The sequence below is a fragment of the Methylophilus sp. DW102 genome, from assembly GCF_037076555.1.
Classification (GTDB): domain Bacteria; phylum Pseudomonadota; class Gammaproteobacteria; order Burkholderiales; family Methylophilaceae; genus Methylophilus; species Methylophilus glucosoxydans.
In genome coordinates this window covers 828,734-853,514 of record NZ_AP029023.1, presented here as the reverse complement: position 1 = coordinate 853,514, position 24,781 = coordinate 828,734, and the positions used below count along the sequence as shown (strand labels likewise).

Here is a 24,781-nt window from a genome sequence, read left to right as displayed (position 1 = left end):
AACACACATGAATAACGCACAACGCCCAGACCAACTGCACCCTTTTATTTTTGAACAGTCCGCCGTGCGCGGTAATTTTGTTCAGCTCAATCAAAGCCTGTTCACTGCGCTTGAGCATCAGAGCCTGCCTGATGCGCTCAAAAGCGTGATTGGTGAATTTGCAGCGGCCAGTGTGTTGCTGACCTCTACCCTCAAAATGCAAGGCAAACTGATTTTGCAATTGCAAAGCAAAGGCGCCTTGCAGTTATTGGTGGTTGAATGCACTTCTGCTTTAAATATCCGCGCGACAGCCAAGGTCAGCGGCGAACTCAATGGCCCACATTTAACAGACTGGCTCGCACAAGGCCAGCTGGTGATTACCTTGATGCCTGAAACGGGCGAGCCTTATCAGGGCATTGTGCCGCTAGAAGGCGACAGCATAGCCAGCATGCTTGAAAACTACATGTTGCGCTCTCAACAGATTGACACCCGCCTGTGGCTGACCGCGGAGGGAAACCGCGCGGCTGGCCTGCTGTTGCAAAAATTGCCACAGCAGCAAGAAAGTGATCTGGACTGCTGGAACCGTGTGCAACATCTGGCGGGCACCGTCACGGCCCCGGAGTTGTTGGATCTGGAAGCGGTCACCCTCTTGCAGCGGTTGTTTGTAGAAGAAGATGTACGGTTATTTAGCGGGCGCGAAGTACAGGCGTTTTGTAGCTGCTCGCAAGCCAATGTCAGCAATATGCTGCAAATGCTGGGGCTGGAAGAAGTGCAAAGCATTTTGCAGGAGCAAGGCAGCATTGAGATTCAATGTGACTTTTGCCACAAACACTATGTGGTTGATGAAGAAGAAGCGCTCGCCTTGTTTGAGGCAGACAACTCGCCTGGCATCAAACACTAATCTGCGGCTATGTGCCCAGCCCGCGTTGGCGCTGGCATTCAAATAACGCAATCGCGGTGGCTGCGGCCGCATTCAAAGACTCCAGGGCCAGTGCGCCCTGATGTGCCATAGGAATGGTGACACAGGTCTCAACAGCGGCTTGCAGCGCAGCAGAAATCCCAGCCCCTTCATTGCCCACCACAAACAAGACGGGCTCTTGCAGCGCTTGCTGATACAAGCTGGCGCCCTGCATGGTCAAAGCAAGGGTTTTGCCGGAAAAGCCCGCAATCACCTCGAGCGCATCCACGCTTTCCATCAGCGGTAAAATAAACTGTGCCCCCTGCCCGCCTCTGAGCGCTTTGGGCGACCAGGCATCGGTACAACCTTTGGTCAGATAGGCGGCCTGCACGCCTGCGGCCGCGGCCGTCCGCAAGATGCTGCCCAAATTACCCGGATCCTGGATATCTTCTATCACCAGTGCAAAATCACAGTGCGCGGGCAGCGTCGCAGCTGGAATATCCACCAAGGCCATCACACCACTACTGGATGCCACTGGCGCCAACTCGGCAAACATCAACGTAGGCAGCAGCATGGTATCCACATCCGTCAACTGCTGTATCAAGGCCGTCGCCTCGTCATTACTATGCCCTTCAGGGATAATCAGCAGCCTGGGTTCACCATAGACCTGATGGTAGGCTTCAATTAAATGCACGCCCTCCAACAGGGTAGACGCCGCTTTTTTGCGCTCACGCGACTGGTCGGCCAGCTTGCGCAATTGCTTGAAGACAGGGTTATCGCGGGAGGTAATATGTTTAAAAGCCATGGCCGAATTATACGTGAATTGCGCGGCTGGCTGATTTTTGCCTGGAATCCATCCACAAACACGCGCCCAGCCCAAAGCTGCGCGCCATTCACGTATAATTCCTGCATGGCAAAAACACTTGATTTAGAACGTATCTTGCACCGGCAGGGCTTTGGCACACGCAAAATGTGCCGCATTTTAATTGTTAACGATGCAGTGACCGTCAATGGTGAACCCTGTGATGACCCGGACGCTAAGTTTGCGCTCGACAACAGCCTGCACTTCACGGTGGAAGGTGAGCCCTGGCAATACCGCGAGCATAGTTACCTGATGATGCACAAACCGGCGCATTATGAATGTACGCATAAAACCCAATTTCATCCGACCATCTATACATTGCTGCCCAGCCCGCTGGTAGAGCGCGGAGTACAGTGTATCGGACGGCTGGATGAAGATACCACCGGCCTGATTTTACTGTCAGACGATGGCCAGTTTATTCACAAAGTCAGTTCACCCAAACACCATGTACCCAAGGTATACGAGGTGACTTGCAAACACGCTTTGAGCACTGCCGATATGCAGCACCTGTTGGCAGGCGTGCAACTGATTGATGAAGACGAAACGATTGCTGCCTTGGCCGCCACACAGATCACAGAGAACGTGATACACCTCACGCTGGCAGAAGGCAAATACCATCAGGTCAAGCGCATGATCGCCGCCACCGGCAACCGCGTAGAAGCCTTGAAACGTATCAAAATTGGTCAACTTGCGCTACCAGAGACTCTGGCAGTGGGGGAATGGCGCTGGCTCACCGACGAGGATTTAATTGCCGTTCAATCCTGAACGATCAACAAAGGACCTTCATGATCTGGTTAGTGCTGATAATTGCGGGATTGTTTGAGACCGCCTGGGCTATCGGTTTGAAGTATACCGAGGGATTCACCAAGTTTTGGCCCTCGTTCTGGACCATCGTGACCATGGTCATCAGCGTCTGGCTTTTGGGCGTCTGTGTCAAGCAGCTGCCTGTCGGCACGGCTTATGCCGTCTGGGTTGGCATTGGGGCTGTCGGTACTGTGATCGGCGGCATCTGGCTATTTAATGAACCGGTATCTCCATTGCGCATCTTCAGCTTGTGCATGATTATGGCCGGCATTATCGGCCTCAAGCTGGCGGCGCATTAACTGCCAGCAAGCACTGGCATTAGCAAACTGGCAATTTTAAATCCTGTTGTGTGAAAGCCGGGCAACTTGAAACTCAAGCTGCCCCCAAGCCTGGATTTAACTACCGAGCAATTTTTGTGCTTTGGCAGTGGCGTTATTGGCAGTCTGTTTTTTCGTGTGTGAGACGTGATGTGTTTTTGTGGCTCCACTTTGCTGAGCCACGCAAGCGCCGCCTGCACTGCCTAAACCGGCACCAATCACCGCGAGCAACCTGCCACCACCCAAACCACGCCCCAGGATTGCACCGCCGGCCCCGCCCACGGCACCCCCCAACATCGTCGCCGGCTGTGCTTTGCCGCCATTGGCGACCACACTCCCCACGGCACCACCTACGGCGCCCCCGAGCACTTCACCCGCGGGCCCCAGCATCACGGCACCAATGGCTGAACCAGCCAAGCCACCGACGCCACTGGCACCGACATTTTTGCTATTACAGCTTTGCGCCCAACTGGGGTTGCTGGCAATCAGCAAACTGACAGCAATCATCCATGTTTTCATGTCATGCTCCATTCGATGAAAAAGGGAAGAGGATCAAATAGACACTTGTACGACACGCGCGCTTAATCAGCAGTCTTAATCGTGATCATGGTGTCTGTGCTTGTGGTGATGGCGCGGACCTTTGTGTCGTTTGCCATAGCCACGCCCTGCATAGGGATCCGGCTCGTCTATCACTTTACCGACCACTGCACCGCCTGCACCGCCAACACCGGCGCCGACCACAGCGCCTGTGGTAGTACCGCTCACTTTACGCCCAACCATTGCCCCGGTGGCACCGCCCGCAGCCCCACCCAAAATGGCACCGGTCCGTCCCGCACGGCCTGTGGTCGCCGCGCCTCCCAGACCACCGCCGACAGCGCCACCGATGACCTCACCGGTAGAGCCGCCTAACACGCTACCTACTGCAGTCCCGGCTGCAGCGCCCAGGCCGCCGCCAAGACCTGTTTCCAGATTATCTGCCATGACTGGTGTTGCGCATATGAACAACACACCCCAAATCAATTTTTTCATGTTGTATCCCTTGTTTGAATTTATGCTATTTTAAATGGTCTTTGAAAAACCATATATTGTTTATTGACTATATTGTTATGTTAAATAGCCGTCTCAGCCTCTTTTGCATTTGCATCGTGTCAACTTGTCTCATCAGCTGCTCAGCGCCGATGCCCAGCCAGGCCGAGCAATCCATTGTCCGCAGCTTTGACCCTAACCAATACACCGGAACCTGGTATGAAATTGCCAGACTGGACAACCGATTTGAAAAAGGCTTGGAGCAAGTCACGGCCAATTACACCATCGAAGCGGATGGCACGCTCAAGGTAGTGAACCGTGGCTTCGATCCCCAGAAAAACGACTGGAGTGTCGCTACCGGCAAGGCCAAATTTGTCGATCCGGCCAATCCTGACGGCAGCCGTACCGGCAAACTCAAGGTGTCATTCTTCGGCCCTTTTTATGGTGATTACACCATCCTCGAAATCGATAAGCCTTATTACAACTATGCCTTGGTTAGCAGTGGCAGAGACTACTTATGGATACTCTCCCGCACACCACAACTCCCCTACCCGATCAAACAACATTTGATGGCCAAAGCCAAAGAGTTGGGTTTTGCCACCGATCAGTTACTGTTCATCCGACAAGCCAACCAGGCCGAGTACGAATCCGGTAGACATGTGATGCCCCAGCATCAATAACTCCTGCCGGGACATCTCTGATACCACCGCATGGCCTTGTCCATCAGTTCATTGGGCATCCATCTGCTCAACAGCGCTGCCAGGTGCAGGTGGGGTATCCATCACTGTATCCATGCCTGCGGGCGCAGGGGCTGGCACCACTTCACCTGTGGTATAGCGCAACTCGCCCAGAACGGCATACACGCCTTCAGCCTGTTTGGCCAGATTAGTCACCGTTTCAACCTGCTCTTTGGAAGCAACCTGACCGCTCAGTTGAACCACACCATGGGTGTCAGAATTCACTTCAATTGCTGAAGCATCTACGCCATGGCTCTGCAACAGGGTTTTCACATTGTCGACCACCGTTTCGCTAGGCAAAAATTTATACATCGGTTCGCCTTGTGCCAGCGCATGGGTGCTGGCAAGACCCATTAAAGTTACTAAAGCACTCATAGTCAGATAACGGTTCATTTTCATGATGTTTCCTTTCATTTGTACACGTGATTAAGAGGGCGAGTTGTCCAAGCTGCAAAGAGGATGAATCTAACAACTACTTGTAGGACAACCCGCCAAACAAAAAAAGCAAGCTACATCATTGGGAGAGGATATGTAGCTTGCGAGGGGGTGTGAGTTAACCTTTCACCACAATAGCGTTTTTCACAGATTTAACGCCCTCTACACCAGTCACCAATTCTTCAGCCTTGGCTTTGAGAGAGGCATCTCCCACAAATCCACTCAGCAATACTTCGCCTTTATGAGTTTCCACGCTGATCTTGAGTGACTTCAAGGATTCTTCCTCGAGCAGTTTGGCTTTGACTTTGGTGGTGATCCAGCTGTCAGACATGGCGCCTTTAATGGCTTTCTGGCTGGTCTGTGTCTTAAGCTCTGCAAATTCTTCATAGCTCAAAGTGCCATCATTGTCGTGGTCAAACGCTTTGAAATCTTTTTTCTTTACGTTTTTGTCTTGCTGTATTTCTGCCCAGGTCAAGGTGCTGTTGCCATTCTTGTCCAAGGCCTTAAACTCTTCCTGATAGGGCTGTACGCCGTTTTGCACTTCGTCCAAATCGAACGCAAAGGCATTCACAGTGATTGTTGTTGCCAACAGGCTGCCAAAGATGATTGCTTGTTTATATTTTGACATTGACATTTGCGTCTCCTTATTTACGCACATCGCAAAGTAGTTGATGCGATGTGTAGCCATGTTACTGGCTGGGAGCGCAGGGGTCAGTCGTCCACCGACTGAATCCCTTGTCAGAATATGACTACAGCGTGCAAAACGCTGTATAAGGAGGCTTAGTTGTTTGCCGGTTCGGCAGCAAGGAAAGGTAACATCACCCGCGTACTGGTGCCCTGGCCAGGCGTACTGGTGACTTCATAATGGCCGCCAATAGACTCCACCCGGTTGCGCATGCCGCTAATGCCGGTGTTACTACCGGTCAGACTATTCATGTCAAAGCCGATACCATTATCGGCAATTTCAAGCTTGATATGCTGGTCGTCGTGCATCAGATGCACCGAAACGCCACTGGCCTGTGCATACTTGCTGCAGTTGTTCAGGCTCTCTTGCACCAGGCGATAAATAATCAAACTCAAGGTCTCGTTCATCATGAGCTCTTGCTCGGGCATGATGATATCCATTTGCCAATGGTTACGGGCAGCGGCCTCATCAACCAGGTTTTGCAACGAGGCGATCAGACCAAAACTCTTGATCATGGAGGGGTGCAGGTTTTGCACAATCTCACGTTTAAAGTTGATACTACGGTCCAGGTATTGGTTGGTCTTTTTCAGCTTGTCGGTGATTTGCGGCGAGCTGTCTTTTAAGTATTTGATCGCCCAGGAAATATCCATTTTGATGGCTGTCAACAATGAGCCAAGCTCATCATGCAATTCGCGCGAGAGCTGGTAGCGCTCACGTTCAATGTTAGTCTGTGCCTGCAGGGCCTGGCGTTGCAGGCTGACGGTTAGGGTCTGGATATTGCGCTCGTATTCGGCGTTCTCATCCGTCAAGCGTTCGTGCAGATTGGCTTTTTCTGCCAGCTCATGCAATAAACGGCGAATCACCAGTACCACCAGTGACACAAAGATCAACGGGCACGCCATGACAAACCAGCGCATCATGCGCCGCATATTATTTCTCGCCTCGGCCAGTTCGTGACGGTAATCGGTGATTTCCTTCTCAAACTGGCGCGAGAGCATTTGCACGTTCGCACTTTCTTTAATGCCAGAGTCCAGCTTGACCACGGCCAACGCCTTGTCGAACTGGTGCTTCTTGGCAAAATCAATGGTCACACTCATTTCGGCAGACTTTTTGGCAATGCTGTTGACCAGCTGGTTCATGATGTTTTGTATCGTGATGTGCTTGACCAGATTGGTATGGTTCAACAGCGTATTGATGTTTTGCAGATGTTCGCTGATCTCCTGCGTCGCCTCGTCATAAGGCGCGAAATAGTTTTCAGAACGGGTGAGCAAGTAGCCGCGCTGCGCGCTTTCAGCCACCGAAAGACTGGCTTGTGTTTTCCACTCCTCCATCAGGAGCTGGTCCAGTTTGGTCAGCAGGTCTGTTTTTTCACGCGTATTGACGATCAAGCGATCGTTCACCACCAGCATGGCCGCAGCGAGCAATAAACTCACCGTCAGTAAAGCCACCGTATTACCGCCAAAGGTATCACTGATGACTTCCAGCCTGTCCAGCAAGGCCATCAATTGGGTTCTGATTTTTTGCATGCGGTTTACAAGGATAAAGATTGAAAGAAGGGTCAATCCAGCGTATTTTAATGTGCATTGTGAACAATACATTATCATCATAACGGGCTTGATGAGGATGGGCAATGTAAACATGCGTGATCAAGCCAAATAAGTATTGTCAGAGAATTCTGACCGTGTAATCGGTAGTGAGCCGATAGGTTCTCGCAGGCCGGGCAGTTAAGATGGCACCATATTGAAAACGCATCTTAATGCTCATATAACATCAAGATCGATTTCAACCATGCTGTATGACTTTTTAAAGGAGTTACAAAATGTTTAATTTTTCCAAAGACCATGTTGAAAATACAACGGATGATTTAGCTAAAAAATCTGACCAAGCCATTGAAGAAATTGCAGCGCAAGTCAAATCCACCGCCAATGATTTGCTGGACGCAGTCAATGACACGGCTGACACGACACAAGACAAGGCCAAGGCCTTGATTCACACCCTGAAAGCAAATATCGACCGTTTGACCAGCGAAGAAAATGCAGCAGCATTGGCTTCTAACCTGTCAGCGAAAGCAGGCCGTGTGAAGGATCAGGTACAGCGTGAAGTCAGCGATACCTATCACACCATCAAGGACAAAACCGCTGACACGGTGCAAGAGCATCCACTGGGTACGGTACTGGTAGCCGCTGGCGTCGGTTTGCTGATAGGATACCTGTTGGGCGCCAAGCGTCGCGAATAATTAAGGAAATCTATGTGGTTAAACCTCCTGAAATTTGTGGCTGTACTGTTTCTAGACCGTAAAGTCTCGGCATTGAAGGATAATTTCATCAATTTGCGCCATCATGTGGCTGACTATACCGAAGACAGAGCGCAACACATGAAGCAGGATTTTCTGGAGGAAACCCAACGCATGGCTACCAGCATTGTCGGCCTGCTGGTGGTCTTCAGCATGTTTATTTTTACCGGCTTGCTCGGGTTGATGTGGCTGTTTTCCATCTTGTGGGAGAATCCACATCGCACCTTGATTCTGGGGCTGGTGATGCTGGTTCCTGCCGCCATCGGACTGATTGTGTTTTTGGCAGTGCGTGCACAGTGGTATAAAAAACCCTTGTTTGCAGATTCGCTGTCAATGATCAGTCATGACTGGCAGGTATTCCGCAACGAGATTGCGCCACCGCCACCGGCAACACCTGAAGATGAGGGTGGCGAAGCAGCTCATACTGAAAAACCGGCTTCTGACACCCCAAAACAATAAGAGAACCACATGAAAAGAATTCTTTTGGTAGATGATCACAGTATTGTTCGTGATGGTTTACGTAACCTGATTGAGCTTGAGTCTGACCTGCAGGTCACCGGAGAAGCAAGCTCAGGCTCAGAAGCCATCCAGCTGGTACGCAAAAACGAGTTTGATGCCATGGTACTGGATATATCCATGCCGGATAAAAATGGGGTCGATACGCTGCATGAGCTTAAGCACGTCGCCCCGACCTTGCCGGTGCTGGTGCTGAGCGGCTATTCTGAAGACCAGTATGCATTGAACCTGATGCGTAACGGCTGCAAGGGCTATTTGTCGAAAAATGCGGATTCAGATGAAATCATTCAGGCCATCCGTACCATTGCCAGCGGCAAACGCTATATTTCGGCCGAACTGGCAGAGCTGATGACCAATGAACTGAGTCATCCTTCGGAAAAGCAGTTACATGAAACCCTGTCCGACCGCGAGTTTCAAGTATTCGTCAAGCTGGCTGCGGGGCAGACCCCAACGGCCATTGCAGAGGAGCTCTTCATCAGTATCAAGACCGTGAGCACTTATCGCAGTCGCATTCTGGAAAAAATGGCCATGAAATCAAATGCTGACCTGACATACTATGCCATTAAATATGGGCTACTTAACTAAAGAAAAATCACTAACAAGGCGCCCTTTTGTCATGTCAGCATTCAACTTGCTTAAATTAGATCACCCAGGGAGTCATTGGTGAGATTGTTATGTATAGATTATTGTTAGTTGAAGATTCTGCGTTGATCCGTGATGTCATTGTGGAAATGCTGCAAGACTGTCAGCAGCTTGATATCCAGGATGTCGCCACCACCAGTGATGAAGCGATCAACCTGCTCAATGCCCATGAGTACGACATGGTCGTGCTCGACATTGAGCTGGCCAAAGGCACGGGCTTTGATGTGGTCAGGCATACCCGCCAGCAGAGCTACCCTTACAAAACGCCTGACATTGTCATGTTGACCAATCATGGCAACAGTTACTATCGTAATCTGGCGCAAAATATGGGCGTAGAGTATTTTTTTGACAAGTCCTTGCAGTTTGATGAGTGCATAGACATCATTCAACAGCGTGCCAGCCAGATCAACTAACTACCTTTCTTAACCCTGGCCCGACCCGGCCTGAAACACTGCGGTGCTTTGATGTCTTTAGAAACCTGGGAATTACTGAGCTATGTGGTCACCGTGGTCGGCTTGCCGCTGGCCATTGTGACATTTGTGCTTGAACAGCGCAAAGAGCGCGAAAATGAAGATGAAGAGGTCTACCAGTTACTGGCAGATAACTACACGGATTTTCTCAAGCTGGTGATGGCTCACCCCGACCTGCAATTGCGCTCCAACCGCGAATCCCTGGCGCTCAGCGCCGAACAGGAGGAGCGCAAACTGGTGTTGTTTGAAATCCTCATTTCACTGTTTGAGCGCGCCTATTTGCTGGCTTACGATCCCGACATGCGTGGCAAACGCTTGCGCCGCTGGATGTCGTGGGAGGATTACATGCGTGAATGGTGCCAGCGTGAAGATTTCCGCCAGCACCTGCCACGACTGCTGGTCGGCGAAGATGCTGATTTTGTGGCCCACATTAGCCAGATTGCACATGAAGTCGCCTCTGCGCAGACGCGCTAGACCCACAGCTGATGACGCTATCCAACCACCCCTCAACCGCTATTTTTTGATGGCGGTGACTTTAAAGCCCGCCTGCCTGAAGGCCTGTAACAAGCCATTTTTACCGGCCAAATGCGCCGCACCAACGGCAATAAACACACGGCCTTGTCGCGCCTGCTCCAGACTACGCTCGGCCATCATCACATTGCGTTCGTCCAGCAACTTGACGCGCATGCGTTGCCACAAAGCGGCCGGCAAAATGCCACGCGTCATGGCATCATCCATATTCGCGACCTGATCGGCATCCCCCGCCAGATAAGCCTTCATCAACCGTTCAAAGTCTTGCTCCTTTTGCTTTTGGCTGCGTTTGAGCACCGCACGCAACATGAGCAACTGCTCATCCATGGACAAACTATCCATGACACCAAAATGCGCTTGCGCACTTTCTAATCCCACAATACGTTTGTCGAACTCCTCTGCTTTAGCTTTAAGCAACAGATCTTGCGCAAACGGCGTTTGTGGCTTGGGCAAATCAAACATGACTGCCAGCAACCAGGGTTTCATTTTGACCACCGCATCCATCGGGATCACGTGCATGTCTGCCAGCGCAGCGACCTGCTGCAATTCTGCTTCCGAGAGTAACTGTTTCAAATTGCTGTCTGGCATTTGCAAAAGACTCACTGGCGGCGCCTCTGCTACCTCCAGCATAAACATATTCACATTTTTAAGCGCCTGAATCACCGGCGCTGAAAAGTTGGTGACCCGGTTATCGTCGGTATGCATAGTGCCAAACAGGTAACTGACCTGGCCATTGGGCGCCTCCAGCTGCCAGAACAGGCCTTTCTCAGCCGCTTGCAGCAGTGGGGTTACCATCAATAAACACAGGGCGAACAAACGGACACTTCGCATCAAATTCCTCACTTTTTGTGATTAGCTAAACAGTTGCAAACCCTCAGCAACCGGCATTGTGACATCGTCTCACAAATAAATATCCGCTGCCATGATTGCAAGGCATCAGGCCGTCATTGCCAGCCCCCACGCCGAGGGCTACCATAGGCAGGTAGCTCCATGATCGAGCACTCAAGGATACAGCGACACTTCCCCCTCAACCCCGGAGACAGCCAGATGAAAAGCAACAAACGTTTGATTGTTTTATTTGATGGCACCTGGAACGACCCGCAAGACCTGACCAACGTCTACCAACTCTCGACCTTAATCGAAGCCAAGGATGGCGACATCGAACAGCGTTTTTTCTATGAACCTGGCGTTGGGACCGGCACCGGCGAAAAGTTGCGCGGGGGTTTATTTGGGTATGGCTTGAGCAAAAACCTGCTTAAAGGCTATGACTGGCTAGTCAGGCGCTATCAGGCAGGCGATGAAATTTGGGTGTTTGGCTTTAGCCGTGGCGCGTATACGGCCAGAAGCCTGGTCGGCTTGATCCGAAAATGCGGGTTACTCAACACCAGCACACCAGATTTGCTCGCACGCGCTGAAGCGCTCTACCGCGACAAATCCGCTGCACCGGAGAGCCCCCACTGCCTGGCGTTCAGGCAGACCTACAGCCAGGAAGTCTGTGTCCATTTTCTGGGAGTTTGGGATACCGTCGGCGCGCTCGGCATCCCCGGCACCATGATTTCAGAGCAAGGATTTTATGCCTGGCATGATACCGAGCTGTCAAAAATCGTTTCTTATGCCTACCATGCGATGGCAATAGACGAACACCGTGAAGCTTATAAAGTAGCGATGTGGACCAATGCGGGCGGCCAGCAAAAACCTGAGAACATTGCGGTGGAGCAGCGCTGGTTTATCGGCGCGCACGCCAATGTCGGCGGCGGTTATGGCCATGACCCGCTGGCCACCATTGCACTGGGATGGATGCTGGACAAAGCCCGTGCCGCAGGCCTTAAACTGAAAACGTTTTCAGTGGCCTCTAATGCCTGCTTATCCAGCCCCACAGATGCATACAAAGCGTTTGCTTATGGCCTGTATGCTTTGTTCAAGGGCTTGTTTAGCAAAGGCGATGGTAGATTTTACCGGCCTTATCGTGGCAGCCCAGTCACGCCCTCCCCCGACGTAGCCAATGCGCTGCAAGCCCTGCCGGTGACGGCGGTTAACGTGACGCTGGATAGTTCGGTAGCGGAAAAATGGTTGGCACAAGCCGATTATCGCCCGCCTACGCTGCTCAATGCAGGCATAGCGCCGACGCAAGCGGCACGCTAATCCATCAATGTTTTTTGCTACGCGGCGCGTGCTTTTTCGGGCTGGCAAAGCTTTTGGTCTGGTTAAAGCCTTTAGCTAATGGCTTGGCCTGGAAGCGGCTGCCGTCCGATTGCACGATTTGTGGCAACACGGCAGGCTGGTATGCGGGCACCAGGTGCTTTTTACCATTGCCGATCAAATCCGCCCGCCCCATTTTCTTCAATGCCTCGCGCAACATCGGCCAGTTTTGTGGATCGTGGTAGCGGATAAACGCTTTATGCAATTTGCGGATATTGCCTGCTTTAGGGACGGGCACGGTTTCAGAATCCGCCGTCACTTTACGCAGCGGATTTTTACCGCTGTGATACATGGCAGTGGCCATCGCCATAGGCGTTGGGGTGAACGTCTGCACCTGATCCAATCTAAAATCATTACGCTTGAGCCACAAAGCCAGATTCAACATATCTTCATCGGTGGTGCCTGGATGCGAGGCAATAAAATACGGGATCAAATACTGCTTTTTACCCGCCTCGGCACTGAAGCGCTCAAACATGCGCTTGAACTCATCATAGGCACCCATGCCCGGCTTCATCATTTTGCTTAGCACATTCTCTTCAGAATGTTCAGGTGCAATCTTGAGATAGCCGCCCACGTGATGCTGCACCAGCTCTTTCACATACTCGGGCGACTTTACGGCCAGGTCGTAACGCAAGCCGGAACCGATTAAAATCTTTTTGACACCGCGCAGGTTGCGCGCCTTACGATACAACTGAATCAGCGCAGAGTGATCGGTATTGAGGTTTTCACATACGCCCGGATAGACACAGGACAACTTGCGGCAATTCTTTTCGATTTCTTCAGACTTGCAAGAGAGGCGATACATATTGGCGGTCGGCCCACCCAAATCCGAGATCACGCCGGTGAAGCCATCCACCTTGTCGCGGATTTCTTCAATTTCACGCAAAATCGAGTCTTCTGAACGGCTTTGGATAATGCGGCCTTCATGCTCGGTAATCGAACAAAAAGTACAGCCGCCAAAGCAGCCACGCATGATGTTGACCGAGAAGCGGATCATTTCCCAGGCCGGGATTTTGGCATCGCCATAGGCCGGATGGGGCTTGCGGGCATAAGGCAAGTCATACACATAATCCATCTCTTTGGTCGTGAGTGGAATCGGCGGCGGATTGAGCCAGACCTCCCGGTTGCCATGCTTTTGTACCAGTGCCCGTGCATTGCCCGGGTTAGACTCCAGATGCAACACGCGTGAAGCATGCGCATACATGACAGGATCACTCACCACCTCTTCATAAGAAGGCATGCGGATCACCTGACGTTCGCGCGGCACTTTGGCAGCTTTCAGCGGTAAAGGCAAGCTGATCGCCGCGGCATTGGCGTCTTTCGCCTGATCATCCGTTGCGCAACTGGCATCGGCTTTGCCCATTTTCATCGCATAGGGGTCTTCGTGCTTATCCACCACCCCTGGCCGGTCGAGACGGGTAGAGGGCACCTCCACAAATTCATCTGGCACTTGCTTGCGGATAAACGCGGTGCCGCGAATATCCTCAATCTCATGGATCGATTCTCCACGGGCAATACGGTGCGACAGTTCGACAATGGCACGCTCGGCGTTTCCGAACACTAGCAAGTCCGCCTTGGCATCCATCAGGATAGAACGGCGGACTTTATCTGACCAGTAATCATAGTGCGCTATACGGCGCAGGCTGGCTTCAATACTGCCAATCACCAGCGGCACATCCGCATAAGCCTCTTTACAACGTTGAGAGTAAACCAGTACCGCGCGATCAGGGCGCTTGTTGGCCTCGGCATGCGGTGTATAGGCATCATCCGAGCGTATCTTGCGGTCCGCGGTATAGCGGTTGACCATGCTATCCATATTCCCAGCCGTGACGCCAAAATACAGATTGGGTTTACCCAGCACTTTGAATGGTTCTGCCGACTGCCAGTCTGGTTGCGCAATAATGCCCACGCGAAAACCTTGTGCCTCAAGCAAGCGGCCAATCAGGGCGACGCCAAAACTGGGATGGTCAATGTAGGCATCGCCGCTGACCAGAATAATATCGCAGCTATCCCAGCCCAATGCATCCATTTCGGCGCGACTCATGGGCAGCACGGGGGCGGTGCCAAAGCGTTTCGCCCAATAAGGACGGTAACTTTGAATGGGTTTGGCAGTGAGGGAAGTATAGATTTCCACGCGGGTAACCAGCTAATGCTTGAGAGTTGCGCATTTTACGCATTAATTGATTGATTTGAAAGATTTTTTTCACAACATTCAGGTGAGTGCCACCTCACCTGGCCAAATCAATCACAATCATTCATCACCACAAACCATTCCCAAATATTTGTGTAATAAATAAGACGACATTTATTTAAAATTGGGCTCGCACAGGGGGCCGGTCTTATAAATGATTGCAGTCAGTTGTAAAGCCATGTATAAACAAAATGCAGGACGGGGAAATTACTTATAAAATAATTACATAAACTCACAATGAAGCACTACACTCTTTTTAAAAAAATCCTTTTACCACTGACCAGCTTGGGGTTGCTGATCGGTCTAGTTTCTTTCGCATTTATTTTTAACGCGCATTTAAACAATATCGAAACCCAGGCTCAGGAAGAAACACAAAAACTGTCCAACCTGTTGATCACGGCGAAAACCCTGGTCAGCGAACATGTATTCTCAAGCATGGCCTTGCTCAAACAATATGGCTCGCTTGAAGGCCCGCCCAATATTAACGGCACGACCCAGATACTGGGAATGGACGTCCCAAACTTGCAATTTGGGGATACCCCTCAAACCGGCAGCACACTACTGGTCGATTCAGTGACACGCATAGGTAGCGGTACCGCCACCATTTTTGTCAAACGTGGCGGGCAGTTTCTGCGCATCTCAACCAACGTCAAAAAAGCGGATGGCACCAATGCTTTTGGCACAGAGCTGGATCCGTTTGGCAAGGCGATTGTCGCACTGCAAAAAAATCAGGCTTATTTTGGCGTGGTAGATATCCTTGGGGAATCGTATCTCTCCCGCTATGAACCCATGCAGGATAATCACGGCAACCTGATTGGGGCCTGGTACGTCGGTTACAAGCTTGATTTTAACGCCATTGACCAGGCGATCCGGCAATGGGGATTTTTGAAAAAAGGCTTTGTGGCCATCACCGACGGACACGGCAATATCCGCTTTTTAACCAATGGACTGACACGCCTGGAGGCAGAAACCGCCCTCAAAGATAGCCAGCACCGCTGGACCAAGGTCACGCGGCAGGTGCCAGAATGGGATTTTCAGATCAATATTGTGTACCCGACCAGTGAAGCTTACTGGTCTGCACTGGGCACACTGTCGCCTTTGATGATCATTACCTTTATCCTGACATTGGTCGTGCTGATTGCCATTGTCAGCGGCTTGCAGCGCTTTGTGTTGAACCCCTTGGGCGGCGATCCCGAGACAGCCAAGCATTTATTGATGCGGATTGAAAGCGGCGACTTTGCCGAAGACCAAACCACGGCAGCCCCCGACAGCCTGATCGCCAACATGCTTAAAATGCGCAGACGCCTGCGTGAAATGGTGAGCCAGCTGCAGGCCAATGCCAGCCGGCTAAAGGTCTCTTCCAGCGTGTTTGACCATGCCCATGATGCAATTTTCATTACCGACACCCAGGGGCATATCATTCAGTGCAACCCCTCCTTCAGCGTGATTACAGGCTATGCACAACCTGAAGTCATGGGTAAAACTCCGCAACAACTAGGCATCGCCTATAAGCAACCAGACCTGTTCCAGTCCTTGTATGACAGCCAGCATGGCTTTCAGGAGTGGCAGGGCGAGGTCTGGAACCGTCATCAACAAGGTCATGAGTATCTGGTAGAACTCGAATTGTCGCCAGTGCTCAACCAGGCGGGCGAATTTCAGCATTATGTCGGCCTCTTCTCAGACATTACGCGCGCCAAAGAGCAACAAAACATGCTTGAGCATCTGGCTTATCATGATGTGCTGACGCAACTGCCTAACCGCGTGTTGTTTTCGAGCCGATTGCAACAAGCGCTACACGAAGCCGAAAGCCAGTCGACGCTGGTGGCCATTTGTTATATTGACCTGGATGACTTCAAAATCGTCAATGACCAATACGGCCACGAATACGGTGACCGTTTGCTCATGCAACTGGCAGCCCGACTGAATGGCCTGCTCAAACCGCAAGATACCCTGGCCAGGCTCGGAGGCGATGAATTTGCAATGTTGTTGTGCGGACTACGGACGGCCAACGAATATGCACGACTGCTCAAAAAGTTGCTGACGGCGATTGAAAAACCGTTCAAGGTAGATAAATTCAAGTTTTCCATTTCAGCCAGCATTGGCTATACGCTATACCCGATAGACCGCAACCCGCCAGACACCTTGCTACGGCATGCCGACCATGCCATGTACCATGCCAAAACGCATGGTGGGCATCAATGCCATTTGTTTGACCTGGCGTCTGCGCAGCAATCCCAGCAACAGCAAGCGTTGCTCAAGGACTTGCTGCATGGCATCCAAAACAACCATATCCGCCTGGTTTACCAACCGCAAGTCTGTATGCAGTCTGGTGAAATTTTCTGTTTTGAGGCTTTGCTGCGCTGGCAGCATCCGGTGCGCGGACTGCTCTACCCTAACGACTTCCTGACTGCGGTCGAACATACCAATCTGATTGTGGACATTGGTAACTGGGTGATAGAAGAAAGCCTGCGCCAATTGAGCGAGTGGCAAAGCCAGGGCTTGGACACACAAGTCTCCGTCAACATCGCCGCCCAGCATTTAATGCATAAGCAGTTTCCGGAACGATTGGCTGACTTGTTTAAAAAGTATGCCATGATCAAGCCGCAACAGCTGCATATCGAGATCACAGAAAGTGCTGCCATCAGCGATTTTGCCCGCGTCAACCGCGTCATCCAGCAATGCCAGGCGCTGGGCGTTGCATTCTCGATTGATGATTTTGGCTCAGGCTACTCCTCGCTGATTTACTTACGCCGCCTGCCAGTCAACATCATTAAAATTGATCAGTCCTTTATCCATAACATGTTAAGTGACCAGGAAGACATGGCGGTGATCCGTGGCGTGATTACGCTCTGCCGCGACTTCGGCCGCAAGGTGGTGGCTGAAGGCGTCGAAAAAGCCGAGCAGGCGCAGATTCTGGCCGAACTGGGCTGCGACTATGCCCAAGGGTTTGGCATCTCGCGTGGCATCCCCGGCCATAAGGTTATAGAATGGACGAGCAAGCACAATCCGTTTAAGTTCTAGTACCAAATGCAAATGCGTGCGGGTAAGGGCCTGTATCAGTCCCGCATAAAGCGTGCGTAATGACGTATTGAATATCAGGCTGACTTTACTCATGTGCGTTAAAGGATAGCTATGTGATCACCAGACTCATCAGTATCTGGCAATCACGGAGCGCCGACTAAACCGTAATACGATTAACTTGCGTCCCTACACCACCGCAATGACTGTTTATGCATGACAATTACTATCCTCTCCCGGGCGGGCCGGTGCGCATTCTCGCAGCAGAGACCCCATTCCCGAACTTGCAGCAGGCGTTGACAGAGCCCAACGGCCTGATCGCCATCGGCGGCAGCCTGACGCCACGACGCCTGTTGAGCGCCTACAAACAAGGGATTTTTCCATGGTTTAGTCCGGGCGAGCCTATCCTCTGGTGGAGTCCGGACCCACGCATGGTGCTGTTTCCACCAGCGCTGAAAATCACCCGCTCTTTGCGCAAGGTCATCCAGCAACAGCCGTTTGAGTTACGCATGAATACGCAATTTACCGCCGTGATGCAGGCTTGTGCTGCCACCCCGCGCCCAGGTCAATCCGGCTCATGGATCACCGATGAAATGATTGCGGCATACAGCGAGTTGCATGCCATGGGCTACGCGCATAGTATGGAAGCCTGGCAAGATGGGCAATTGGTTGGCGGTTGTTATGGGGTCAAGATTGGCCGCATGTTTTATGGTGAAAGTATGTTTCACCATGTCAGCAATGCGTCCAAAGTGGCATTTGCGCATCTGGTGCAATGGTTAATCTCGCAACAAGTCGGTATGATTGATTGTCAGATGCATACACCGTTACTTGCCAGTTTTGGTGCTTATGAAATTCCCAGAGACCGGTTTATCGAAGAGTTAACGCATTTAGTGCAATATGACCCTACCTAACGACGCACCCCTGCAAAAATTACAGTTTTATGTGACCACCGCTTACACCTGTGGCTATCTGCCTAAAAAGCTGGCGCAAAGCCTGATTGCCACACCGCAGACACTGGTAGATGGCCGCGTGTATAGCGGACTGATACAGCAGGGCTTTCGCCGCAGTGGCAAGTTTGCTTACCGGCCGCATTGCGAACATTGCAATGCCTGCATTTCGGTCCGTTTACCGGTACATGCGTTTGAAGCCACGCGTAGCCAGCAACGGGCATTTAAGAAGCATGCACCGTTACAGGCCACCATCCGTGAAGCCAGTTATGATTCAGAACACTTCGCCCTGTACCTGACCTACCAGCAACAGCGTCATCCCAGCAGTCTGGAGTCAGCCATGCCGCAAGAAGACGAAGCGACGCAATACCAGCAGTTTTTATGTCAAAGCAATGTAGATAGCGTAATGGTCGAGTTTAGAGATGCACAGCAGCAGCTCAAGATGGTCAGCGTGATTGATATTGTCATGGATGGTCTGTCTGCGGTGTACACGTTTTATGATACGCATGACAAAGCGAGTTATGGCACCTATAGCATCCTCTGGCAAATCGAGTGGGCCAAGCAACTCGGCCTGGACTATTTGTACCTGGGCTACTGGATTGCAGACAGCCAGAAAATGGCTTACAAGCAGCAGTTCCAGCCGCAGGAAAAACTGATTGAGGGCGTATGGGTGCGTTAACCCAGCTGGGCCAGCGATGAAGACGCCTGATTCAATACGTATGCAAAGTGTCTCCGTACAGTCGCTGGCCAGGCAGTTTTGTCATGGTCAGTACGTGAATACCGTGGATGCTGCTTTATGGCGGCAAACCTTCGAATACATCGGCCGGATTCAGGATGAATCCGGCTTTGACCAATCAAACATTGGCGCATTGTGGCGACAATATGGCGGCGATTTGCGCGCCTTGATTAAAAATGATGCGCTGGTGCTGCGCGTGCTGAAAAAATGCTTGGCCGACACACAGCATCAACCGCTGCAGGGCCTGACCCTGTATCGTGGCGAAAGCTGGTTTTTGTTTGATCAAGACCAGATTGGCTTTTGCTGGACGCCCTCGGAGGCGCTGGCCACCAGCTATGCCAAAGGACTCAATGCCGTAGAATCCGGTGGCGTTCTGCTCAAATGCTTTGCTCCCGCAGAAGCCATCCTCGCAGTACCTCCATCCGCTAGCGAGATGAAACAGAACACCTACATTTGTGACCCTGGCGCTCTATTGCGCATGACCACCCTGGCACTATTTCCAAAACTCTAAATCCATCCGGTGTAATTAAACCGGATCACGCCATTGTCCATAGCCTTTAAATTGGGCATGGACTTCAAGCATTTGCGCAGGCGTCAGCAAGCGGAGCTGCCCAACTTGTAACAGTCGCCAGTACTGCTCACACAGGTTTTCCACTTCTACCGCCACGGCCAGTGCGTGGGATAAATCCTTGCCAAGCGCAATCATGCCATGATGTGCCAGCAAACAGGCCTTGCGCTCATGCAATGCAGCGAGCGCAACCTCAGACAGCGCCTGGGTGCCAAACAAGGCGTAGGGCGCGCAACGGATATTATCTCCACCCACGCTGGCAATCATGTAATGAAACGGCGGCACGTCGTGCCCCATGCAGGCTACCGTAGTCGCAAACATGCTGTGGCAATGCACAACCGCATTAACTTCAGGCCGCGCCTGTAAAATATCCAGATGAAAACGCCATTCGCTGGAGGGGTTTTTCCCGGCTTCAGCCCGGCCTTGCCAATCCATATGTACCATGCTGTCAACATGCAGCTGTTCTGCCGGCACGCCAGAAGGCGTCACCAGAAAACCCGTTTCTAGCCGGACACTGGCGTTGCCAGAGGTGCCTTTATTCAGGCCAGTCAGGGCCATTTGCTGGGCCGTGTATAACAACTGTTGCGCAGGCGAGCGCTTGCTCATGTTAATCGCCCAGACTATGCGTTTTCAGCGCATGCAACTGGTCTGGGGCAAACACCCCATGCTCGGTAATCACCCCTGTCACCAGCCTGGCTGGCGTCACATCAAACGCCGGATTCAATGCCGGGCTTTCACGCGGAATCACCCGGACCGTCTGTATGTCTCCTGTTGCAGTCTGCCCTTGCATATAAGCCACCTCATCCGCATCACGCATTTCAATCTCGATCTCTGCGCCGCGTGCGATCTGCCAGTCTATGGTCGGCGTCGGCACCGCAGCATAAAACGGGATTTGCTGATCAAATGCTGCCAGCGCTTTTAAATAGGTGCCTATCTTGTTGCAGACATCCCCTTGACTGGTGACACGATCTGCACCGACGATGACCAGATCTACCTGACCATGCTGCATCAGATGGCCGCCAGCATTATCGGCAATCACCGTATGCGGAACCCCGTGTTGCGCCAGCTCCCAGGCGGTCAGGCTGGCACCCTGGTTGCGTGGCCGCGTTTCATCTACCCAGACATGTACTTTCAGACCTGCATCATGCGCGGCGTAAATCGGCGCCAAGGCCGTCCCGCCATCCACCGTGGCCAACCACCCGGCATTGCAATGGGTCAAAATATTCACAGCCTGATTGGCATCCACCGTGGCCTTTTCAGCGATCAAGGCTTTACCGTGCTGGCCAATCGCCAGATTCTGCGCCACATCCTCATCAGCAATCGCTTGTGCCGCCAGCCAAGCGGCAGCTGCGCGTTGCGCCACAGCCAGCGGCATTAACGTCTGTTGCATGCGCTGTGCCGCCCAGGCCAGATTGACGGCAGTCGGTCGCGTGGCGATCAGCTGCTTTACCACCGCCTGCAAGTGTTCATCGCTGGCATCCTGCTGAATACCTAACGCCACACCATAGGCTGCCGCAGCTCCAATGAGGGGTGCACCACGGACCTGCATGTGGCGGATGGCATGACATATTTGCGCCAAAGACGTTAATTCCACCGTCACAAAATCAAACGGCAACTGCGTCTGGTCAATGATATAAACAGCGTTGGCTTGTTGCCAAATGCTACGGAAATGTTGGGATTGAATGCGCATATGAGAGGCCTGGCCAAGCACCGATTAGTAATTGTAAAGTTTGTAAAACCACTTGCTTTTCTTGTAGGACAAACACTGTATTTTGCTATCCACAAAATCTGTGGATAACTTTGTGGATTGCTGTGTCTTAATTCCGTAACTTACCAATTTATAAGGACTTTTTCCAAAAGTTCATTTTTTAATCTATTTTTTTATTCAATAAAATCAATTACTTACAAAGCACCACTATAATATAGTCACTTTCGACACATTCTTAAAGTGTCACTTTAAGTCATGTGCATAAATGGGCTATTTTTGGCAAAACTTCTACAGAATTTTTACCAGTCATTTCAATGAGTTGCGAAGCTTCCAAGCCACGCATCAGGGCCATCTCTTCTGCGATCTTTTTTAATTGATCCGGCGCATTTCTTCCTTGATGCCCCAGCCAAACCGGCGGAATATCCGGCGCATCGGTCTCCAGAACCAGTGTTTCCACAGGCAACTCTGCAGCAAGCTGACGCAGTTTCAATGCGCGCGGCCAGGTCATGGCACCACCAAACCCTAATTTGAATCCCAAACTGGCAAATATCTCCGCTTGTTGCTTGCTGCCGTTGTAAGCATGTGCAATGCCCCCCGTTAACGCATGCTTGCGCAAATATTTGAGGATGGTGTCTATCGCACCTCGCACATGCAAAATCACAGGCAAATGAAACTGCCTGGCAATGCGCAACTGTCCTTCATATAGCTCTAGCTGTCTGGCCTCATTTTCGCGCGTCAGGTAGAAGTCGAGACCGATCTCTCCAATCGCCAGCAATTGATGCGCCTGAGGGCCCTCCAGCACCCTGGCGACGGTTTGCTCGAGCTGCGCCAGCGCATCCTCAGGTGCCTCAGACACATACATGGGATGCCAGCCAAGAGCGAATCCGGCTTGCGGATGCCGTGCGCACCAGGCCATAATCGGTTCAAAGCTCGCCTGCGTCACGGCCGGGATGACCACCGCTCGAACGCCCTGCGCCAGGGCCGCCTGCCAGACCGGCTCACGGTCGGCATCAAACTCACGGGCATCCAGATGACAGTGGGTGTCGATCAGCATAAGAATCAGGGCTTAAGCCTGGCCTGAAGACGGATATCCTGCCCGACCTGTCGCAGATCCATGATGTCCAGCGTATGTATGTCTGCCATCTGCGTCCATGCTGGCAGGGCAAACATGCCGCGTGCCGCGTCTCCCATTAGCTTGGGTGCGTAATACAGCAATAACTCATCCACAAACCCGCTTTGCAAAAAGGCCCCATTCAGCGTTGCCCCCGCCTCGACCAATACCTCATTACAAGGCCAGGCCGTTAGTGCCTGCATGACGGCAGCAATATCCACCTGCCCCTGCACATTCGGTGCATGCAGGGTACGTACCCCCATCACTTGCAATATCTCCAGCTTGGCGGCCTCCCCGTGCGCATACGCCACCAGCGCATGGCCATCCTGCAACACCTTGGCGTCTATCGGGATGCGTAACTGGCTATCGAGAATGACGCGTAGCGGTTGGCGTGGCGTCTTCACCTCACGTACGGTGAGCGAGGCATTATCCTGCAGAATGGTAGAGATACCCGTGATCACTGCACAACTTTGCGCACGCCAGTGATGGACATCTTTCCGTGCCTCCGGCGACGTGATCCATTGACTGACGCCATTCGCCAACGCTGTGCGGCCATCCAGACTGGCAGCGACCTTGAGACGGATATAAGGGCGTTGTTGCGTCATGCGCAGAATAAACCCGGGATTCAGCGCCTTGGCCTGCGCTTCGCAAACCCCAACCGTGACAGCAATACCCTGTGCCTGCAAACGTGCAATGCCGTTGCCAGCAACCAAAGGATTCGGATCCTGCATGGCAACCACGACCCGGCTCACACCGGCATTCACCAGTGCATCGGCGCAGGGGGGCGTCCGGCCAAAATGACTGCAGGGCTCCAGAGTCACATATGCAGTTGCACCTCTTGCCTGCTCGCCAGCGGCGCGCAAGGCGTGTACTTCAGCATGGGGCTCCCCCGCCTTGAGGTGAGCGCCTTCTCCAAGCACTTGGCCTTGTTTGACGATGACACAACCGACACGCGGATTAGGCGTGGTCGAATACAGTCCATGCACCGCCAGGCGCAAGGCATGGGTCATCCATTGAATATCTTGAGTACTGTGTAACATAGACTAGCATCATACAAAAAAAGCCCGCCTTGCGGTGGTTTTGTATGGCGGACACCTTTGAACGGCCAGTGAATGACAAGACCGCGCCCTGGATAAAGGGCGTACACACAATGAGAGTTAAGCTAATGGGAGGAGATTTGACTATGGGTGAGACGTCCGTCCTGGTCAAAGTATATGCGTAAGGCATGATAGACATGCATGCACTTACCCAGATCATACTCAAGTGCATTGGCGTCCTCAAGGCTAGGCCGCCCAAGCAAGGCCATGACTGCCTCTTTTTTGGCGCCTCGAATCAGGATGTGATTTTTGAGATCATATGCCATGTCACCGCGTCTACACTCCTTTTGCACAGTGTTGGCCAATTCCATCCAGCGGGTCTGGTCAAACTTGTCACGACCAAACACCGCCTCATCTTTAAATGCCCACCAGGTAAAAAACACGATGGTGAGAATCACGGTGAATACCGCTAATACCACTGCAGACAGCTTGATCAGTTTCATACGCCCCCGTCTTCACATGCAACATTGATAGACCGTGCACAGAGTGAAGCAAGGTACACGGAACACATACACCAGCGCACAGAGGGTGCGTCCGGCAATGGTTGTTGTCAGTTATCCAGATCGCGGATGGCGTTATGAAAGTCATCCACATCTGAAAAGCTTCGATACACCGAAGCAAAGCGGATGTACGCCACCTGATCCATTTGTTTTAACTCTTGCATGACGGTTTCACCCAGCAACCGCGCAGGCACTTCGCGCGCGCCCAAACCGAGCACTTTTTGAACAATGCGGTCCAGTGCTTTATCGACATATTCAGTAGGCACCGGACGTTTGTGCAGAGCGCGTGTAAAAGAGAGGCGCAATTTTTCGCGCTTGAACTCTTCGCGCGTCCCGTTTTGCTTCACCACCTGTGGCAGATGCAGTTCTGCCGTTTCGTAGGTGGTAAAGCGCTTGTCACACACTTGACAGCGACGGCGCCTGCGGATGGAGTTCCCTTCCTCATTGAGGCGGGAATCCACCACTTGCGTATCATCAGCACCGCAAAACGGACATTTCATGGCTGTGGATA

General features: G+C 52.0%; 28 protein-coding genes. 14 read left to right on the top strand and 14 right to left on the bottom strand.

The window, feature by feature from the left end; all coding sequences use genetic code 11:
* The first annotated feature begins 7 nt into the window (after window positions 1–7).
* Window positions 8–880, top strand: coding sequence for an Hsp33 family molecular chaperone HslO (gene hslO, locus AACH41_RS04040; protein ID WP_194747325.1), 873 nt, complete (start codon window positions 8–10; stop codon window positions 878–880).
* Window positions 881–887: 7 nt separating this feature from the next.
* On the opposite strand, the gene AACH41_RS04035 is transcribed toward hslO, so the two are convergent.
* On the bottom strand, window positions 888–1,682 hold the full coding sequence (locus tag AACH41_RS04035; protein ID WP_338656885.1) for an RNA methyltransferase: 795 nt from the start codon (window positions 1,680–1,682) through the stop codon (window positions 888–890).
* Between the two features lie 105 nt (window positions 1,683–1,787).
* On the opposite strand from AACH41_RS04035, the gene AACH41_RS04030 reads away from it, so the two are divergent.
* Together AACH41_RS04030 and sugE are read left to right on the top strand one after the other, a co-directional pair.
* Window positions 1,788–2,504, top strand: a complete 717-nt coding sequence (locus AACH41_RS04030; protein ID WP_338656883.1) for a 16S rRNA pseudouridine(516) synthase — start codon at window positions 1,788–1,790, stop codon at window positions 2,502–2,504.
* A 20-nt stretch (window positions 2,505–2,524) separates the two neighbouring features.
* Window positions 2,525–2,842: a quaternary ammonium compound efflux SMR transporter SugE gene (sugE, locus tag AACH41_RS04025; RefSeq protein WP_194747328.1), complete on the top strand. Its 318-nt coding sequence runs from the start codon at window positions 2,525–2,527 to the stop codon at window positions 2,840–2,842.
* A gap of 96 nt (window positions 2,843–2,938) precedes the next feature.
* Here sugE and AACH41_RS04020 read toward each other — a convergent pair whose 3' ends face one another.
* A complete protein-coding gene (locus AACH41_RS04020) occupies window positions 2,939–3,379 on the bottom strand; it encodes a bacteriocin (protein ID WP_275357099.1) in 441 nt (146 codons plus the stop codon).
* Between the two features lie 75 nt (window positions 3,380–3,454).
* Complete coding sequence (locus AACH41_RS04015) at window positions 3,455–3,889, bottom strand: glycine zipper domain-containing protein (RefSeq protein WP_275357100.1); 435 nt, start codon at window positions 3,887–3,889, stop codon at window positions 3,455–3,457.
* 149 nt (window positions 3,890–4,038) lie between these two features.
* Here AACH41_RS04015 and AACH41_RS04010 point away from each other — a divergent pair, with 149 nt between their 5' ends.
* Window positions 4,039–4,566: a lipocalin family protein gene (locus AACH41_RS04010; protein ID WP_194747559.1), complete on the top strand. Its 528-nt coding sequence runs from the start codon at window positions 4,039–4,041 to the stop codon at window positions 4,564–4,566.
* A 48-nt stretch (window positions 4,567–4,614) separates the two neighbouring features.
* Here the strand turns inward: AACH41_RS04010 and AACH41_RS04005 are convergent, their stop codons facing one another.
* The 3 genes from AACH41_RS04005 to AACH41_RS03995 all read right to left on the bottom strand — a co-directional run bounded on the left by AACH41_RS04005 (window position 4,615) and on the right by AACH41_RS03995 (window position 7,269).
* Window positions 4,615–5,022, bottom strand: a complete 408-nt coding sequence (locus tag AACH41_RS04005; protein WP_313983412.1) for a BON domain-containing protein — start codon at window positions 5,020–5,022, stop codon at window positions 4,615–4,617.
* Window positions 5,023–5,176: 154 nt separating this feature from the next.
* Window positions 5,177–5,692 carry a BON domain-containing protein gene (locus AACH41_RS04000; RefSeq protein WP_275357102.1) on the bottom strand — a complete coding sequence of 172 codons (516 nt, stop codon included), beginning with the start codon at window positions 5,690–5,692 and terminating at the stop codon, window positions 5,177–5,179.
* Between the two features lie 146 nt (window positions 5,693–5,838).
* Window positions 5,839–7,269, bottom strand: coding sequence for a CHASE3 domain-containing protein (locus AACH41_RS03995; RefSeq protein WP_338656880.1), 1,431 nt, complete (start codon window positions 7,267–7,269; stop codon window positions 5,839–5,841).
* A gap of 293 nt (window positions 7,270–7,562) precedes the next feature.
* Here AACH41_RS03995 and AACH41_RS03990 point away from each other — a divergent pair, with 293 nt between their 5' ends.
* From AACH41_RS03990 to AACH41_RS03970, 5 genes are all read left to right on the top strand, one after another.
* Window positions 7,563–7,979: a DUF883 family protein gene (locus tag AACH41_RS03990; RefSeq protein WP_194747333.1), complete on the top strand. Its 417-nt coding sequence runs from the start codon at window positions 7,563–7,565 to the stop codon at window positions 7,977–7,979.
* A 12-nt stretch (window positions 7,980–7,991) separates the two neighbouring features.
* Window positions 7,992–8,495, top strand: a complete 504-nt coding sequence (locus AACH41_RS03985) for a phage holin family protein (RefSeq protein ID WP_313983403.1) — start codon at window positions 7,992–7,994, stop codon at window positions 8,493–8,495.
* A 9-nt stretch (window positions 8,496–8,504) separates the two neighbouring features.
* Window positions 8,505–9,137, top strand: coding sequence for a response regulator transcription factor (locus AACH41_RS03980; RefSeq protein ID WP_194747335.1), 633 nt, complete (start codon window positions 8,505–8,507; stop codon window positions 9,135–9,137).
* An 89-nt stretch (window positions 9,138–9,226) separates the two neighbouring features.
* Window positions 9,227–9,607: a response regulator gene (locus AACH41_RS03975; RefSeq protein ID WP_194747336.1), complete on the top strand. Its 381-nt coding sequence runs from the start codon at window positions 9,227–9,229 to the stop codon at window positions 9,605–9,607.
* A 51-nt stretch (window positions 9,608–9,658) separates the two neighbouring features.
* Window positions 9,659–10,138, top strand: a complete 480-nt coding sequence (locus AACH41_RS03970) for a hypothetical protein (protein ID WP_275357105.1) — start codon at window positions 9,659–9,661, stop codon at window positions 10,136–10,138.
* A 39-nt stretch (window positions 10,139–10,177) separates the two neighbouring features.
* On the opposite strand, the gene AACH41_RS03965 is transcribed toward AACH41_RS03970, so the two are convergent.
* A complete protein-coding gene (locus tag AACH41_RS03965) occupies window positions 10,178–11,026 on the bottom strand; it encodes a TraB/GumN family protein (RefSeq protein WP_313983397.1) in 849 nt (282 codons plus the stop codon).
* A 216-nt stretch (window positions 11,027–11,242) separates the two neighbouring features.
* On the opposite strand from AACH41_RS03965, the gene AACH41_RS03960 reads away from it, so the two are divergent.
* Window positions 11,243–12,337 (top strand): DUF2235 domain-containing protein, encoded by a 1,095-nt coding sequence (locus tag AACH41_RS03960; protein WP_338656875.1) that lies wholly within the window; start codon window positions 11,243–11,245, stop codon window positions 12,335–12,337.
* Window positions 12,338–12,341: 4 nt separating this feature from the next.
* Here AACH41_RS03960 and AACH41_RS03955 read toward each other — a convergent pair whose 3' ends face one another.
* Complete coding sequence (locus AACH41_RS03955; RefSeq protein WP_338656873.1) at window positions 12,342–14,528, bottom strand: YgiQ family radical SAM protein; 2,187 nt, start codon at window positions 14,526–14,528, stop codon at window positions 12,342–12,344.
* Between the two features lie 294 nt (window positions 14,529–14,822).
* Here AACH41_RS03955 and AACH41_RS03950 point away from each other — a divergent pair, with 294 nt between their 5' ends.
* The 4 genes from AACH41_RS03950 to AACH41_RS03935 all read left to right on the top strand — a co-directional run bounded on the left by AACH41_RS03950 (window position 14,823) and on the right by AACH41_RS03935 (window position 19,797).
* The gene (locus tag AACH41_RS03950; protein ID WP_338656871.1) at window positions 14,823–17,606 is read left to right on the top strand and encodes an EAL domain-containing protein; all 2,784 of its coding nucleotides are present in this window, start codon (window positions 14,823–14,825) and stop codon (window positions 17,604–17,606) included.
* 209 nt (window positions 17,607–17,815) lie between these two features.
* Window positions 17,816–18,514 (top strand): leucyl/phenylalanyl-tRNA--protein transferase, encoded by a 699-nt coding sequence (aat, locus tag AACH41_RS03945; protein WP_338656870.1) that lies wholly within the window; start codon window positions 17,816–17,818, stop codon window positions 18,512–18,514.
* Complete coding sequence (locus AACH41_RS03940) at window positions 18,501–19,229, top strand: arginyltransferase (RefSeq protein WP_338656869.1); 729 nt, start codon at window positions 18,501–18,503, stop codon at window positions 19,227–19,229. Before aat ends, AACH41_RS03940 begins: the two co-directional genes overlap by 14 nt.
* A gap of 40 nt (window positions 19,230–19,269) precedes the next feature.
* Entirely contained in the window at window positions 19,270–19,797 is a 528-nt protein-coding gene (locus AACH41_RS03935; RefSeq protein ID WP_338656867.1) for a hypothetical protein, read from the top strand.
* Window positions 19,798–19,812: 15 nt separating this feature from the next.
* On the opposite strand, the gene AACH41_RS03930 is transcribed toward AACH41_RS03935, so the two are convergent.
* The 6 genes from AACH41_RS03930 to nrdR all read right to left on the bottom strand — a co-directional run bounded on the left by AACH41_RS03930 (window position 19,813) and on the right by nrdR (window position 24,770).
* Window positions 19,813–20,460, bottom strand: coding sequence for a class II aldolase/adducin family protein (locus AACH41_RS03930; protein ID WP_338656865.1), 648 nt, complete (start codon window positions 20,458–20,460; stop codon window positions 19,813–19,815).
* Window position 20,461: 1 nt separating this feature from the next.
* Window positions 20,462–21,544, bottom strand: a complete 1,083-nt coding sequence (mtnA, locus tag AACH41_RS03925) for an S-methyl-5-thioribose-1-phosphate isomerase (RefSeq protein ID WP_338656864.1) — start codon at window positions 21,542–21,544, stop codon at window positions 20,462–20,464.
* Between the two features lie 271 nt (window positions 21,545–21,815).
* Complete coding sequence (locus AACH41_RS03920; RefSeq protein WP_338656863.1) at window positions 21,816–22,616, bottom strand: TatD family hydrolase; 801 nt, start codon at window positions 22,614–22,616, stop codon at window positions 21,816–21,818.
* 5 nt (window positions 22,617–22,621) lie between these two features.
* Window positions 22,622–23,713: a bifunctional diaminohydroxyphosphoribosylaminopyrimidine deaminase/5-amino-6-(5-phosphoribosylamino)uracil reductase RibD gene (gene ribD / locus AACH41_RS03915; protein WP_338656861.1), complete on the bottom strand. Its 1,092-nt coding sequence runs from the start codon at window positions 23,711–23,713 to the stop codon at window positions 22,622–22,624.
* 122 nt (window positions 23,714–23,835) lie between these two features.
* Window positions 23,836–24,213: a hypothetical protein gene (locus AACH41_RS03910; protein WP_338656859.1), complete on the bottom strand. Its 378-nt coding sequence runs from the start codon at window positions 24,211–24,213 to the stop codon at window positions 23,836–23,838.
* A gap of 107 nt (window positions 24,214–24,320) precedes the next feature.
* A complete protein-coding gene (gene nrdR / locus AACH41_RS03905) occupies window positions 24,321–24,770 on the bottom strand; it encodes a transcriptional regulator NrdR (RefSeq protein ID WP_194747349.1) in 450 nt (149 codons plus the stop codon).
* Window positions 24,771–24,781: the final 11 nt, after the last annotated feature.